Consider the following 14,872-nt stretch of genomic DNA (forward strand, 5'->3'; position numbering starts at 1 on the left):
CGGGGCTAAGCTGCTGATCGCACTCCAATCGAAGTAAGAATAGAAATGTTCGGAAAACTTACGCTCGAAGCGATCCCCTATCACGAGCCTATCATCATGGTCACATTGACCGCGATAGCTGGTGGGGCGCTCGCTATTCTCGCAGCCATTACCTACTATAAAAAATGGGGTGTTCTTTGGAACGACTGGCTGACCTCTGTCGATCATAAACGCATCGGCATCATGTATATCATTCTGGCCTTCGTGATGCTGTTCCGTGGCTTCTCGGACGCTGTCATGATGCGCGCCCAGCAGGCTTTGGCCTCGGGCGCCAATGAAGGCTTTCTGCCACCGCACCATTACGATCAGATCTTCACCGCTCACGGCGTGATCATGATCTTCTTTGTGGCAATGCCGTTCATCGTTGGTCTGATGAACTTCGCCGTGCCGCTTCAGATTGGTGCACGCGACGTTGCATTCCCGTACCTCAACTCGCTGAGCTTCTGGCTGACGGTTGCCGGTGCGATCCTGATCAATCTTTCGCTCGGTATCGGTGAGTTCGCCAAGACCGGCTGGCTGGCTTACCCGCCGCTTTCCGGCAAGGAGTTCAGTCCGGATGTCGGGGTGGATTATTATATCTGGGCCCTCCAGATTTCCGGTATGGGTACGCTGCTTTCGGGCGTGAACCTGATCACCACCATCATCAAGATGCGTGCGCCTGGCATGGGCATGATGCAGGTTCCGGTCTTCACCTGGACCGCACTCTGCTCGAACGTCCTGATCGTGGCTGCGTTCCCGATCCTGACCGTGACGCTCGCTCTGCTGTCTCTTGATCGTTATCTGGATTTCCACTTCTTCACCAATGATGGTGGCGGCAATCCGATGATGTACGTCAACCTCATCTGGATCTGGGGACACCCGGAAGTCTATATTCTGGTTCTGCCTTGCTTCGGTGTTTTCTCCGAAATCATTGCGACCTTTTCGGGCAAGCGTCTGTTTGGCTATGCGTCGATGGTTTATGCGACCGTTGCCATTACCATTCTGTCGTTCCTTGTCTGGGTGCACCACTTCTTCACCATGGGTGGCGGTGCAAGCGTAAACGCCTTCTTCGGCGTTGCGACCATGATCATCTCGATCCCGACGGGTGCAAAAGTCTTCAACTGGCTCTTCACCATGTATAAGGGGCGCGTCCGCATGGAAACGCCGGTCATGTGGACCATCGGCTTCATGTGTACCTTCGTTGTTGGTGGTATGACGGGCGTTCTGCTTGCTGTTCCGCCTGCAGATTTCGTGCTGCACAATTCCGTATTCCTGATCGCCCACTTCCATAATGTGATCATCTCGGGCGTTCTGTTCGGCTGCTTTGCCGGTCTCATCTACTGGTGGCCAAAGGCTTTTGGCTTCAAGCTGCATGAAGGTCTCGGCAAGAAGGCATTCTGGTGCTGGCTCGTTGGCTTCATCATGGCCTTTATGCCGCTCTACGTGCTCGGCCTGATGGGCATGACCCGCCGTCTGAACCACACCGAAAATCCAGCATGGCATATCTACCTGATCATTGCTGCTGTTGGCGTTGCAATCATCCTGCTTGGTATCGTCTTCCAGGTTCTCCAGATCATGATCTCTATTCGCGATCGTGAAAAACTGCGTGTCGTTGATGGCGACTCCTGGGGTACTGGACGTACGCTCGAGTGGTCAATTTCGTCGCCTCCACCATTCTACAACTTCGCTGAAGTTCCGCATGTGCGTGACCACGACAGCTGGTGGGATATGAAGCAGAACGGTTATGTTCGTCGTACCGAAAAGTTCGCGCGCATTCATATGCCGAAGAACACCGGAACGGGCTTCATCATCGGTATCCTGTGCATTCCATTCGGTTTTGCAATGGTGTGGCATATCTGGTGGTTGGCAATTGCATCGTTTATCGCGGTCTTCGCCGTTGCTATCGCCCACTCCTTTAACAATGACAGAGACTTCTATGTCTCGGCCGATGAAGTACAGCGCGTTGAAGACGCACATACCCGGCAACTGAATGCTCAGGAGGCCTGATCCATGAGCGCGACTGTTATGACTACCGGCCCTTTCAAGGGCGGAAACGAGCATCCCGCTCACGAAGATCATCATGATGCAGGGTCGACCACGCTGGTCGGCTTCTGGATATACCTGATGAGCGACTGCGTTCTCTTCTCGGGATTGTTTGCAACCTATGCCGTACTGGCGCATCAGTTCGCGGGCGGTCCAACCGGCCGTGAACTCTTCGACCTGCAGTTCGTGCTGACCGAAACCATGATCCTGCTGGCCTCCTCGCTGACCTATGGTCTGGCGACGCTTTCAATGTTCAGGAATAACCGTGCAGGCGTTCTGTTCTGGTTGGGCGTTACCTTCCTGCTCGGCGCAGCGTTTCTGGTCATGGAAATCTATGAATTCCATCACCTGATCGTTGAAGGTGCGGGTCCGGATCGTTCGGCATTCCTTTCGGCGTTCTTTGCGCTGGTCGGAACGCACGGTCTCCACATTACTTCGGGTCTCGTCTGGATTCTGGTGCTTTCTGCCCAGCTTCTGCGCGACGGTCTGACTGAAAAGAACCGGACGCGCGTGATGTGCTTGAGCCTCTTCTGGCACTTCCTGGACATCATCTGGATTGGCGTCTTTACCCTTGTCTATTTGCTGGGTGTACTGTGATGAGCTCTGGACACGAAACACACGATCAAGCCGCACATGGCAGCCTGAAGTCCTACCTGATTGGTCTGACTCTGGCGATCATTCTCACCATCGTTCCGTTCATGCTGGCGATGAACGGTTACTTTACGCCAGCAACGACTGCAGCAATCGTTATCGGTATGGCTGCTGTTCAGATCGTGGTGCATCTGGTTTACTTCCTGCATCTTGATCCGAAGTCGGAAAATGGCTGGAACATCTTGGCACTCATCTTCACGGTCATCATTCTTGCGATCGTGCTTGCTGGCTCCATCTGGGTCATGCATCACCTCGATACCAATATGATGCCGATGTATATGTCGCCTGAAGATGCGCGTAATCTGCCATAAGTGAATTTCAAGAGGCCGACTTTGGTCGGCCTTTTGATGTCAGATACCAGGCCTGACGGCCCGGTTCCGCGGCTTTTTTCCTCCCTCTCCCCCTTAAAAGCCGCGTGGCGCCCCGGTTCCCTCCGGGGCGCTTTCATTTTGAAGCGCATCCCAAAAAGTGTGAAACGGTTTTTGGATAAGATGCGCGTTAGCGAACAATTTCAGCGCATCCCAAAAAGTGTGAAACGGTTTTTGGGTAGGAGAGGCGTCTGAACCACCTCGCTCCTGCATTGCATACAATTTCAATGCTCAGGTTTCGCCAGATCTTCCAGCATCGATAAGATGCTCTGTTCCAGAGCGGCTCAGTTAAATCAGGATCACTGGAACCGCTCTAAGTATTTGTTTCGTCACATTATCCCACGCAAAACCGCTTCGCACTTTTGCTGTAAAAGCTCCAGACAGGGCGTTTCGTATCGATGCGACGCATGTTGGAGCTGCATCGCAGGTTACCGAACTGACGAAAGAACTGCGTCAGCAAAGCGCGGACGCATAGAGCTTGAATATTCAGGATTTTCTATCGGCAGACGACGGCTGGCTTTTGCGAGCACACAAAACTCTGTCCAAAATACCTGAAGAGCGACGCAATCCAAGACGGAGGTTCAAAAAGTAAATAATTGTAAAATTTTAATCAAATGTTTGTAATTTTGACGTGAATGACGTGGCTTATTAAGTATAGATTAATGTAATATAAGTCATGAATTTACCATTATTGGTTGCGTTATTTGCATATTTGGAATTATTGTTGTAGTATTGGCCGTGATTGATAATTAATGTTTCTATATTTGCTCTGTGTTTTGGAGAATTTGCGATGTTTTTATTTAAGAATGTGCTTGTAAAAAGACGTGTCGTTGGTATGGCAATTGTAGCTGCTACGCTTTTCACTCCTGCAATTGCTTCCGCTGCTACCGCATATGTATCCGCTTCGGTCAATGTTCGCTCCGGGCCCGGTGCAAATTACGGACGGCTTGCAACTCTTCCAGCAGGTATAACGGTCAATGCCGGTTCCTGCCGCAATGGCTGGTGCCAGATTTATAACGGCAACAGCGTTGGTTTCGTCTCTGCACGTTATGTCCGCTTTGGTTCGTATAATGGTGCTTATGCTGCGCCCTCCAACACCACCGTTATCGTCAGCAATGACGGTTATGACAATGGTTGGGCTCCCGGCTTTGGACTTGGTCTCGGTTTAGGCTGGGCATCGGGCGGTGGCTATTGGGGGCCAGGCTGGGGCGGTCCGGGTTGGCGTGGTGGCCCGAATTATGTCAACGGCTGTATCGGCCGCAACTGTCAGTCTAATCGTGGCGGTGGGCGCAATGGCTGGAACCCACGTTGGGGGCATGGTCCGCAATGGGGTGGCAGAGGATGGCCGAACGGAGGACGTGGAAACTGGGCACCTGGCCGGGGCGTGGGACCACGTTTCACATCTGGTCCGGACCACTTCGGCGGATTTAACCGCCCGGCATTTGGTGGCCGCGGCTTCGGTGGCGGTTTTGGCGGCGGGGGCATGCATTTTGGAAACATGCGGCCGATGCACGCCGGACGTTAGGAATATCACCTAAATTACTAGATATCAGGTCGTTATCCTCCCCTCCTGATGACCTGATCCGCGGCTCGCTGGATTCCCCTCCCTCCAGCGGGCCGTAATCATTTTGCTATCTGAATGTTCCCAATATTAACTGTCTCAATATTAACGCTCCCCATTAACTGTCCATTGACTCAATCTATTCAAAATAGGGAATAGTTGACCTTTGGGCTTTGGAAGTGTTTTGAGATTCTGACCGGACCGATGTGTATTTTCGGTTTTTCTTAGATAAAATCTCTTCCGGGCCTGAAATGTCATAGCGCATTTGGGTTGAAGCTTGGCCTTCCCACTACTCTATGTTAATCCCTGAATCGTCCTGGGATTGGGGGAGGACGAAGCGCTACCCAAGCGGTCGTGAAATAGAAACCGGACAGTAACGTGTATGACTTGGAGTAACAGGACGATACAGGGAAGAAGTCTGATTGTGTTCGCGCTGGCGGTGCAATTTGCTTCGATGACAGTGTCGCCTGCATTGGCGTTCGAGATTTTTGGTGTCCGGCTTTGGGGCAAGGACAAGACGGATGATGCCGATGCGGTCATCTCCGATCCCAAGCATTATTCAGTAAATGTAGAAGCGACAGGCAGTCGGAAGAATGCCGACGGCAGTGATGCAGACGTGAAATCTGTGATTGAGGGCGCTTCTGGCCTCGTTTCAGACGAGGATAAGCCCGCTTCGGGTTCTGCCGGGCTTTTAGCCAAGGCACGTGGCGACTACCGTCGCATTCTGTCAGCGCTATATGGCGAAGGCCGCTACGGCGGCACGATTTCTATCAAGGTTGATGGACACGAAGCCAGTGACATTCCCGTAGATGCGGATATTCCCGATAATGCCAAGATCGATATTTCCGTCGATCCGGGGCCGCAGTTTTTGTTCTCGCGCACAGCTATTTCCAATATTGCTCCACCGCCTGTCGACAAGCGCGATAAAGTGCCGTCGCCTGAAGAAGCAGGTTTTGCTCCGGGAAAGGTTGCACGTTCCGGCACGATCCTAAAAGCGGAACGTCTTGCGGTTGAAGCGTGGCGTCAGCAAGGCTATGCGAAAGCCAAGGTGACTGGCGAAGATATCGTCGCCGATCATGATGGAAACACGCTTGCAGCCGATGTATCGCTCGATCCGGGCCGCAAGGCGCATTATGGCCCTGTAAGTGTGGTCGGGACTGCGCGTATGGACCCGCAATTCATCGCTTGGATGACAGGATTGGAGCCGGGGCAGGAATATGACCCGGATGACATAGAGAAGGCGAAAAAGCGCCTTGGACGCATGGAAGTTTTCCGTGCAATGAATTTTGAAGAAGCCGAGAAGATCGAGCCCGATGGCAGTCTGCCAATGACGCTCAATGTTCAGGAGCGCAAACCGCGCCGGTTTGGTTTTGGTGCCGAATATTCGACGCTCGATGGCTTTGGTGTGACCGGATACTGGATGCATCGCAACCTGTTCGGCAGAGGCGAACGTCTGCGCTTTGATGCAAAGATCAGCGGTGTCGGCGGATCGCAGGACAACTCGTTTAATCCTGCCAACTTCACATATATGATCGGCACAAGCTTCACGAAGCCGGGCGTTTATACGCCGGATACGGATTTTGTTGCGGCTCTCGATGCAAAGCGTGAAGTACTCGACGCCTATACTGAAACATCGATTAACGCGAAGACCGGCTTTACGCAGATTTTCAGCGATGAACTCTCCGGCGCGCTTTACGCCAAGGCGAGCCACGGCCGCTTCGAAGACGATTATTTCGGAACACGTGAATTCACGACCGGCGGGCTTGAAGGTAATCTTCTTTATGATGGCCGCAACAACAAGCCCGATCCAAGCTCCGGCGTTTATCTCGAAGGCAATATTCAGCCGTTCTACGAATTCCAGCGCGGCAATTTCGCGACCCGTTTCACGGCTGAAGGCCGTGCTTATTACGGTTTCGGCGCGACAAACCGTGTGATTCTTGCAGGCCGCGTGAAGGTTGGCTCTATCGTTGGCGCGGAGATTGAAGATCTCCCACCTAACCAGCTCTTCCTAGCGGGCGGCGGCGGCTCCATCCGTGGCTATTCCTATCGTGGTGTCGGTGTTGAAACATCGACTGGCGATATCATCGGTGGCCGCTCACTGGTCGAGGCATCGGGCGAAGTGCGCACACGCGTCACCGATTCCATCGGCGTGGTGGGCTTCGTCGATGCGGGCTATGTGGGCGAGCAGTCCTATCCTGATTTTTCGGAAGAAATGCGTATCGGTGCGGGCTTGGGTCTGCGCTATCTGACGGGGCTTGGACCTATCCGTCTTGACGTAGCACTTCCACTTAACCGCCGCTCGGGCGATCCGAGCTATGCATTCTACGTAGGCATAGGACAGGCGTTTTGACCAGATTTATCGCACTCTTAGCCTTCATTCTCTTTGCCATTCCTGTGGTCGCGCAGGAGCAGGCGGAAGAAGAGAAGTCGTATTTCATTTCCTTCGTGGAGAGCAAACTTTCCGCGCCAAACCGCCGTATCGAGTTTTCAGGCTTAAGTGGTCTTCTGTCGTCTGAAGCAAGTGTTGGCGCGATCACCATTGCCGACCGCGAAGGTGTGTGGCTGCGTATCGAGAATGCCAAGCTCAACTGGAGCCGTACGGCACTCTTCACCGGTCGTCTGAGTATTCAGTCACTGGTGGCCGAACGTATCGACATCATCCGCAAACCATTGCCGGACAACAGCCTGCCATCGCCTGAATCTTCAAGTTTCAGCCTGCCGGAGCTGCCGCTGTCGGTCAATATCGATAGCCTTGATGTAGCTCACCTGCATTTTGGTCAGGATATTTTCGGGCTGCAATCGGAAGTATCGCTCAACGGCAATCTTTCGCTTGCCGACGGGTCGCTGAATTCCGTGTTTGATATCAAGCGTCTTGATGGGCCGGGCGGCAATTTTGCGCTCAGCGCTGCTTATGCCAATGCCGATCAGAAGCTTGATCTTGATCTCAAAGTCACAGAGCCTGCCAATGGCATTGTCGCCAATGTGCTCAATATCGATGGACACCCGCCGGTCGATCTCACTCTGACGGGCAAGGGAACACTTGACGATCTCAAGATTGATTTGTCACTTGATACCAATGGCAACCGTACGCTGACAGGTGGCTTCACACTGGTACGTCAGGCCGATGGCCGCGTTTTTGCAACCCGTGTCGATGGTCCGATCGCGGTTCTGGTTCCTCCGGTATTTCGCGACTTCTTTGGCGCTGAAACGGCCCTTTCCGCGAATGGTCTGCTGAAAGATGGCGGCGGTTTCCGCCTTGACGATCTGGCGCTGACAACCGCTGCATTGAAGGTGAAGGCCTCTGCAGAATCGGGCAGCGACGGTTTTCTGAACAAGCTGCGCGTTGATGCGAACATTCAAGATGACAGCAAGGGTCAGGTTCTCCTGCCGGTGAAGGGTGGTGAGACAACCATCAACAATGCCACGCTACAGATTTCCTACGGCGACCGCCCGACCAATGACTGGACCGGAAAGCTCGCGATTGCCGGATTCAAGAATGCGACTGTTTCTGCGTCAAGCATCGCGCTCGATATGGGTGGCGTCGCTGAAAATCTCGGCGACATCGCAAATCGTCATGTCACCTTCAATGTGAACGGCGGCATCAGCGGTATCAATGCAACAGATGCAAAAGTTGCTGAAGCGCTGGGCGAAAAAATCGATCTGACGATTGCGGGTGGCTGGCGTGCCGGTACTGCTGTCGAACTCGCAAAGGCCAGCATTGAAGGCAACGGCTTGAGCCTTGAGCTTCAGGGCAATATTGCTGACTTTGCATTCAATGGCGATATTCTCGCCAAGGTCGCAAGCCTTGCGCCTTATGGGGCGCTGGCGGATCGCAATCTGGCAGGTAGCATCGACGTAAAAGCAACTGGCACGGTCAGCCCCGTCAGCGGTGCCTTCCAGCTTGATCTGGATGGAACTGCGCAGAACATGCGCACGGGCACGGAAGCGGTCGATAATATTCTCGACGGCAATGTCGATCTGAGCGGTGCGCTGGGACGTAGCGCACAGGGGTTTTCCGCGCGCAATTTCCGCATCGGCAATGAGCTAAGCGAAATCACAGCCAATGGCTCTTTTGCATCCGATAAGGCTGATTTCGATTTTGGCGTCATGCTGTCTGATCTCAAGCTTCTGTCTGACAAAGCTTCCGGTCGCATGACGATCAAGGGGAGCGCGCGTGGCGATGATAAACTGATCGCCTTGGCTCTTCGTGCCGATGCACCACAGGGAACACTTGCTGATCGCAAGCTTGCCGACGGTGCTCTGGATTTCAATGCGCTTCTCGATGGCAATGCAACGACGGGTGCATCGCTTTCAGGCAAGCTCGCAGGCAGCGCATCTCTCAATGGCGAGAAGATTGATCTTGGATCGCTGATCGATATCGTCAATGACGAGAAGCGTCTGACCAACCTTGTATTCAATGCAGGCGGCGCGCATCTTTCAGGCAATGTCACACAGAATGCCAAAGGCCTGCTGGCTGGTCAGCTGAATGTAAATGCGCCGGATATTTCGACGGCTGCTGCCCTTTTCCTTGCTGATGCAACGGGCGCTGCCAATGCTGACATCACACTTGATGCGACTGGCGAGCGACAGAATGCAACTGTAAACGCCAAGGCCAATGGGCTGAAGATCAACGGTAACCATATTGCGTCTGCCGACATCGCACTCACCGCACAAGACCTGTTCGGCGTGCCGGTTGTCGATGGTGCGGCGAGTGCACGCGATATTCTGGTTGGCACTTTCGGTATCGATAATTTCAATGCCAAGGCCAATGCGACAGGAACAAAGACCGACTTTACTGCCAGCACCAAACTTAAGATTGGTACGGTTGCGAATGCTGCCGGTTCGCTGGAGCCGAAGGATGGCGGCTTTGAACTCGGACTGACATCAGCCGATGTGAAACAGGGCACACTGTCAGCAACGCTTGCCGCGCCTGCAACGATTGCCATGAAGGGCAGCGACATTTCGTTTGGCGATATCATCGTCAATACAGGTGACGGACAGGTCAAGGTCAATGGCGCGATCGGAGAACGTTTCGATCTTTCGGTAGCCCTTTCCAATCTGCCGCTGGCACTTGCCAATACCTTCAAGCCGGAGCTTGGCCTCGGCGGTACGATCAATGGTACGGCCCGCGTCACAGGTACGCGTGAAAAGCCGAATGCGACTTTTGATATTGCTGCGCGCGGTGTGACTGCGGCTGAGCTGAAAAAACAGGGCATCGCACCGCTCAATGCGGATGCAAAGGGCAGCTCCGACAACAATCGTCTGAATGTCGATGCCCATGTCACCGGTGGTGGTGGCATTGATGTGACTGCGAAGGGTGGTGTCCCGCTCGGGCAGGGCGATATGGCGGTCGATATCAATCTCGCCAATTTCCCGCTGACTGCTCTTAATGGTGTGGTTAAGGGGCAGGACCTTGCTGGCAATGTCACAGGCACGGCACGTGTCACAGGCCCTCTGACCAATCCGGCTGCAAGCTTTAATCTGCGTGGCACAGGTTTGGCGGCAAAGCCTCTGCGCGATAATGGTCTTGCACCTTTGAGCCTGCAGGCTGCTGGTAACTATGCGGCCAAGGCAGTCGATATTTCCTCGCTGACCGTCGACGGTCCTCAGGGTTTGAATGTCACGGCCAACGGCAAGGTGCCGTTCTCGGGGCAGGGACTTGGTGTTGATGTTTCAGGCAGCTTGCCTCTGGCGCTCGCCAATCGCTTCCTTGCGGATCGAGGTGCGCAGGCAAGCGGTACGCTTTCGCTGACAGTAAATGTTTCGGGTGGCTTTGATAAGCCGCAGCTGCGCGGCATGTTCTCGACTTCGGGCGCGCAGTTCATCGACCCTGAAACCAATGTTCGCCTCAACAATATCAATATCATGGGCGCAATGGAGGGGGAAACCATTACTCTCCGTCAGGTCAATGCCGCTTTTGGCAGCGGCGGTGCGATTTCTGCGACCGGCACAATTTCGACCAACGCAGCGGCCAATTTCCCCGCCAATATCGATATCAAGCTGGACCGTGCGCGCTATGCTGACGGCAAGCTGGTGGTGGCAACCGTCAATGGCGGCATTTCGATCACCGGCCCGCTGATGCGCGATCCGCTGATTTCAGGCCGTATCGATGTGGATCGTGCCGAGATTACGGTTCCGGAAAATCTGGGCGGCGGAGCGTCTTACGTTCCTGTTCGCCATATCAATACGCCAAAGAATGTTCAGGCAACACTTGATCGTGCCAAGGTAGAAACGCGCCGAAGCAGGGTGCCGACACCAACCGCGCGTCCAACAGTTCCGCGTCTCGATGTTGTTGTGAATGCGCCGAACCAGATCTTTGTGCGCGGTCGTGGCCTTGATACGGAATTGGGTGGACGCGTGCGGCTTACAGGTCCGGTGACCGGCATCCAACCGGTGGGGTCGTTCGACCTGATCCGCGGCCGCATCGGCATCCTTGGCCAGCGCATTACCTTTGATGAAGGCCATGTAACGCTGGTGGGTGATCTCAATCCGCAGCTCAACTTCGTTGCGCGCAGCGAAGGCGGCGATATTACGGCGATTGTGACGGTTACCGGCACGGTTGATAATCTCAATATCGTCTTCTCGTCCTCGCCGGAACTGCCACAGGATGAAGTGCTTGCGCATCTGATCTTCAAGCGTTCGATTGGTGAGTTGTCGGCCTTCCAGATTGCACAGCTTGCAGCCGCTGCAGCCGAACTTGCCGGTGGTTCCAACAATTCGCTGATGGGCAAACTGCGTCAGGGAACGGGCCTTGATGATATTGATGTGGTGACCGACAGCAACGGCGAAACCGCTGTGCGTGCCGGTCGATATATTCGCGATAATATCTATCTCGGTGTAGAAGCCGGCTCCGGCGGTTCAACCAAGGGTACCGTCAATCTCGACATTTCCCGAAACCTCAAGGTGAAGGGTGCTCTGGGCTCGGAGGGTGATTCCAGTGGCGGTATTTTCTACGAAAAAGACTATTGAACGATCAGCAAAGCCTGATCAAAAAGGCCGGGTCGATACCCGGCCTTTATTTTATCGATGTCTCAGTAACCATTTTTCTTAACGTTTGCGCGAGTGATTTAACGCTTCCTCAACCATAAGGACGCAAATTGTCGGAACGATAAAAGGGCATTTTGCCGATTGTTTCGAGTTGGGCGATTTGTATGTCTAAGTTGAATGAGAAATTAAGCCGCCGTCATTTTCTGCTGGGCACTGGCGCAGCCATGCTTGGCGGTGTCGCAGGTTGTTCGCAAACCATGGACATGTCGGCGTTCCAGATGAACATCGATCCGATGTCGACGGGCGGCATTACACCGATGCGTCCGCAAATCAGCGTCGACAAGAACATCACGACGCCAGATGTCATGTATGCTTCGGTGCAGGAAGGGCCCTATGCTCTCCCGGCTATTCCATATCAGAAAGTGCCGAAAGAATTTCGTCGCCAGATCGTGCCGGATCCGACAGGCGAAGCGCCGGGAACAATTGTGGTCAGCACGAAGGACCATTTCCTATACTACGTGCTCCCGGGTGGTGAAGCGCTGCGTTATGGCGTCGGTATCGGCAAGGCCGGTTTCGAATGGCAGGGCCGCGCCAATGTCCAGTATAAGAAGCAATGGCCGCGCTGGACACCTCCGCCGGAAATGATCCAGCGCAGGCCAGATTTGGAAAAATACCGCAATGGTCAGGAGCCGGGCCCGCAAAACCCGCTCGGCGCGCGTGCACTTTATATCTTCCAGAATGGCAGCGACACGGGCTACCGCATCCATGGATCGCCGGAATGGTGGTCGATTGGCCAGTCGATGTCGTCTGGCTGCATCCGCCTGATGAATCAGGACATCATCGATCTCTATAATCGTGTTCAGGGCAAGGCACCGATCATCGTTGGATGACCGGTGTTTCATCTCGCAAAAGAACCAGAGCGCGCGCATTCAGGAAATGCGCGCGCTCTAAAGTTTTCCGGGCTGACTGGAGGTCGTATTGCCCGGCTATTCGGATATGTCGCTCGCGACGATTATTCGTAACGACCAGTTTTGGCAGCCGTGTCGGCAAAAGCGACGAGGCGCGAAAGCTCAATCTTCATGCTGTCGACCGATGCATGGAGTGTTTGTGATTTGGGCGCAGTCATATCCTGCGCCATCTGGGTGGATATCGCTGGCATGGCAAAGGCTGCTGTCGTCAGAGCAATGGCTGCAACAAAGCCGAGGCGTCGTTCGGTTCTGGCTTGCATTTTGTTCTCCTCGCGCCGCAATTAGCGGTCTAAATCAAAGTGGTTTCCTACGCAGCGTTCCTGAAATCAGTGAAAGGTCGCGCGACGGGTTATGTTCAAAGCAATGTCGATGGCATGTATCGGTATTGGCAACAAAGTCTGTCCGAAATCGGCCAATGTGTCGGCAAAATTGCGGGCTGCATCTGCCACATCGTCGCAACGCCGTTTGCAGGCGATTGCCTCAAGGCAGGTATCGAGCAGTAATCCATCCTGATTCTGGAGACCTGAAATCAGGCCCAGCGTGAGACACTCCTCTCGGCACACATGGTGCGAGTCGAATGGAAAAGCTCTCAACTGGCAGCTCGCACAATGGCGCAGGACACGAATGAACTGAGAAAGTTCTGCGATTGCACGCTTTGCTTCAGAGGCTCCGAGCACTTCCGAATAGAGGCCCCAGGTCATTTCCCAGGGAATGATCGATCCGGTTTCAAAACCGGCAGTCCAGCGGCGATAACCTTCAAGCACCAGCTTTTCCGGCAGGCGATCATAATAGCCCACGCTGTTGGTGCCGTTCAGTTCCGAAATACGCATATTCATGTTCGCCTCCATTCAGAGGTGCGAACAAATGCGCAGCTTTGCTGCTTATGCTTCGCGAGGCGTTCTGTTTCCCCTCGCGCATTGCAATATCCGGTCGGCAAAAGATGAAGTTGCCATGGCAATCCATCCACATTTGCGGACCGGCATTCACTGAGACCGATCATCGGGTCCTCCAATCGAAAGGGTTCAAGGCCCAGACATCAAAGGTTGCACAAAATAACTCTCGCGCATAAAAGCTGCAAATTGATCTGGAGTCAATTACTCAGCTTTTAAAAAGGTGAATTATTTCAATAGTGTAGAATTATTCTAGACTATTACATTCATGTTTATAGCAATAAACGAAGAACGCAACCGCTACAACGGGGTAGCGGTTGCGGCAAACGGGCGCATAAAGCACGGAGAGAGGCGCATTACCGCCCTTGTGCTCTTCAAATCAATGTTTTGAATGATCGTCGGACTTACCGCTTTGCGGGGTCACCGGAAATTCGAGATCAACCTTGCCAGCTTTTTCGAATTCAAGCGTCGCTGAAACCTTGTCGCCTTCTTTGTAAGGCTGGTCTGGCTGAATGAACATCAGGTGATAGCCGCCTGATTTCAGCTCCACGGTTTCGCCTGCCGGAATATCCAGCCCGCCGTCGAGCTTGCGCATCTTCATGACCTGATTTTCCATGCTCATCTCATGGATTTCAACGCGCTTGACGCCAGTGGTGCTGACGCTGACCAGCTTGTCGGCCTCTTTGCCGTCGTTCTTGATGGTGAGGAAACCACCAGCAACCTTTGCACCGGGAACCATTGCACGGATGGATGGACCGCTGATGCTGAGATCACCGACTTTAGTCGGGGCCATAGCGTGATCGCCGTGGTTTCCATGATCACCATGGCCACCGTGGTCCGCATGCTCATCGGTGCCAGATGCAGTCATCACGCGAAGCTGTGGTGCCGGATGTTCCAGATCATGAGGGTTCTGGCCTTCGGCTGCAATTTCCGTCCAGGCCACGGAATCATCGGTTCCGCAGAACTGCGTGACCGGGAAAGACAATGTTGTGTCCTTGTCGAATTTCGCAAGCTGGCCAACCACGACGAACTCGTCGTAAAAGTCGCTTGGCAGCTCGCCTTCGCTCCATGTGACCTGCTTGACGCCGGAGGTCACATCCTTGCCGTGGATCTTGTAGCTCTGAGCATAATCGCCTTTGGCGGTTTCAACTTTCCAGCCCGCTTTTGGCTGCGGCTGTGCTGAAACAAAACCTTCGGGCAGTTCAATCTTTACGGCTGTTGTGGCCTTGCCCTCGCAACCATGCGGAATGCGAACGATTGCTTTATAAAAGCCGCCAGCCTTGGCTTCGCTCTGTTCAAGCGATGAATGTGCGTTGGCCAGACCTGCGGAAGCCAAAAGAGCGAAAATCGAAATGGCGGATGCGAAAGAACGGGAATTTTTCATTT

The 14,872-nt window shown here is 53.7% G+C and carries 10 protein-coding genes; 7 read left to right on the forward strand and 3 right to left on the reverse strand.

All coding sequences use genetic code 11. The annotated features are described in order from the left end of the window. Window positions 1–45 precede the first annotated feature (45 nt). The 7 genes from cyoB (at window position 46) to ACSME1_RS07565 (ending at window position 12,518) form a co-directional block, all read left to right on the forward strand. Window positions 46–2,025, forward strand: a complete 1,980-nt coding sequence (gene cyoB / locus ACSME1_RS07535; protein WP_024898275.1) for a cytochrome o ubiquinol oxidase subunit I — start codon at window positions 46–48, stop codon at window positions 2,023–2,025. Between the two features lie 3 nt (window positions 2,026–2,028). Next, a complete protein-coding gene (gene cyoC, locus ACSME1_RS07540) occupies window positions 2,029–2,658 on the forward strand; it encodes a cytochrome o ubiquinol oxidase subunit III (RefSeq protein ID WP_024898274.1) in 630 nt (209 codons plus the stop codon). Next, on the forward strand, window positions 2,658–3,023 hold the full coding sequence (gene cyoD, locus ACSME1_RS07545) for a cytochrome o ubiquinol oxidase subunit IV (protein ID WP_024898273.1): 366 nt from the start codon (window positions 2,658–2,660) through the stop codon (window positions 3,021–3,023). Before cyoC ends, cyoD begins: the two co-directional genes overlap by 1 nt. An 847-nt stretch (window positions 3,024–3,870) precedes the next feature. Next, window positions 3,871–4,605, forward strand: a complete 735-nt coding sequence (locus ACSME1_RS07550) for an SH3 domain-containing protein (RefSeq protein ID WP_105705509.1) — start codon at window positions 3,871–3,873, stop codon at window positions 4,603–4,605. A 418-nt stretch (window positions 4,606–5,023) separates the two neighbouring features. Further along, window positions 5,024–6,991 (forward strand): autotransporter assembly complex protein TamA, encoded by a 1,968-nt coding sequence (locus ACSME1_RS07555; RefSeq protein ID WP_282440520.1) that lies wholly within the window; start codon window positions 5,024–5,026, stop codon window positions 6,989–6,991. Continuing rightward, window positions 6,988–11,610 carry a translocation/assembly module TamB domain-containing protein gene (locus ACSME1_RS07560; protein WP_105705507.1) on the forward strand — a complete coding sequence of 1,541 codons (4,623 nt, stop codon included), beginning with the start codon at window positions 6,988–6,990 and terminating at the stop codon, window positions 11,608–11,610. The genes ACSME1_RS07555 and ACSME1_RS07560 overlap by 4 nt, the downstream gene beginning before the upstream one ends. 182 nt (window positions 11,611–11,792) lie before the next feature. Continuing rightward, window positions 11,793–12,518, forward strand: coding sequence for a L,D-transpeptidase (locus tag ACSME1_RS07565; RefSeq protein WP_024898269.1), 726 nt, complete (start codon window positions 11,793–11,795; stop codon window positions 12,516–12,518). 122 nt (window positions 12,519–12,640) lie between these two features. Here the strand turns inward: ACSME1_RS07565 and ACSME1_RS07570 are convergent, their stop codons facing one another. The 3 genes from ACSME1_RS07570 to ACSME1_RS07580 form a co-directional block, all read right to left on the reverse strand. Then, complete coding sequence (locus tag ACSME1_RS07570) at window positions 12,641–12,856, reverse strand: hypothetical protein (RefSeq protein ID WP_024898268.1); 216 nt, start codon at window positions 12,854–12,856, stop codon at window positions 12,641–12,643. Between the two features lie 66 nt (window positions 12,857–12,922). Continuing rightward, window positions 12,923–13,432, reverse strand: coding sequence for a hypothetical protein (locus tag ACSME1_RS07575; protein WP_024898267.1), 510 nt, complete (start codon window positions 13,430–13,432; stop codon window positions 12,923–12,925). Between the two features lie 433 nt (window positions 13,433–13,865). Continuing rightward, window positions 13,866–14,870: a DUF1775 domain-containing protein gene (locus ACSME1_RS07580; RefSeq protein ID WP_024898266.1), complete on the reverse strand. Its 1,005-nt coding sequence runs from the start codon at window positions 14,868–14,870 to the stop codon at window positions 13,866–13,868. Between the last annotated feature and the right edge of the window lie 2 nt (window positions 14,871–14,872).

This window comes from Brucella pituitosa (assembly GCF_965577835.1).
GTDB lineage: Bacteria > Pseudomonadota > Alphaproteobacteria > Rhizobiales > Rhizobiaceae > Brucella > Brucella pituitosa.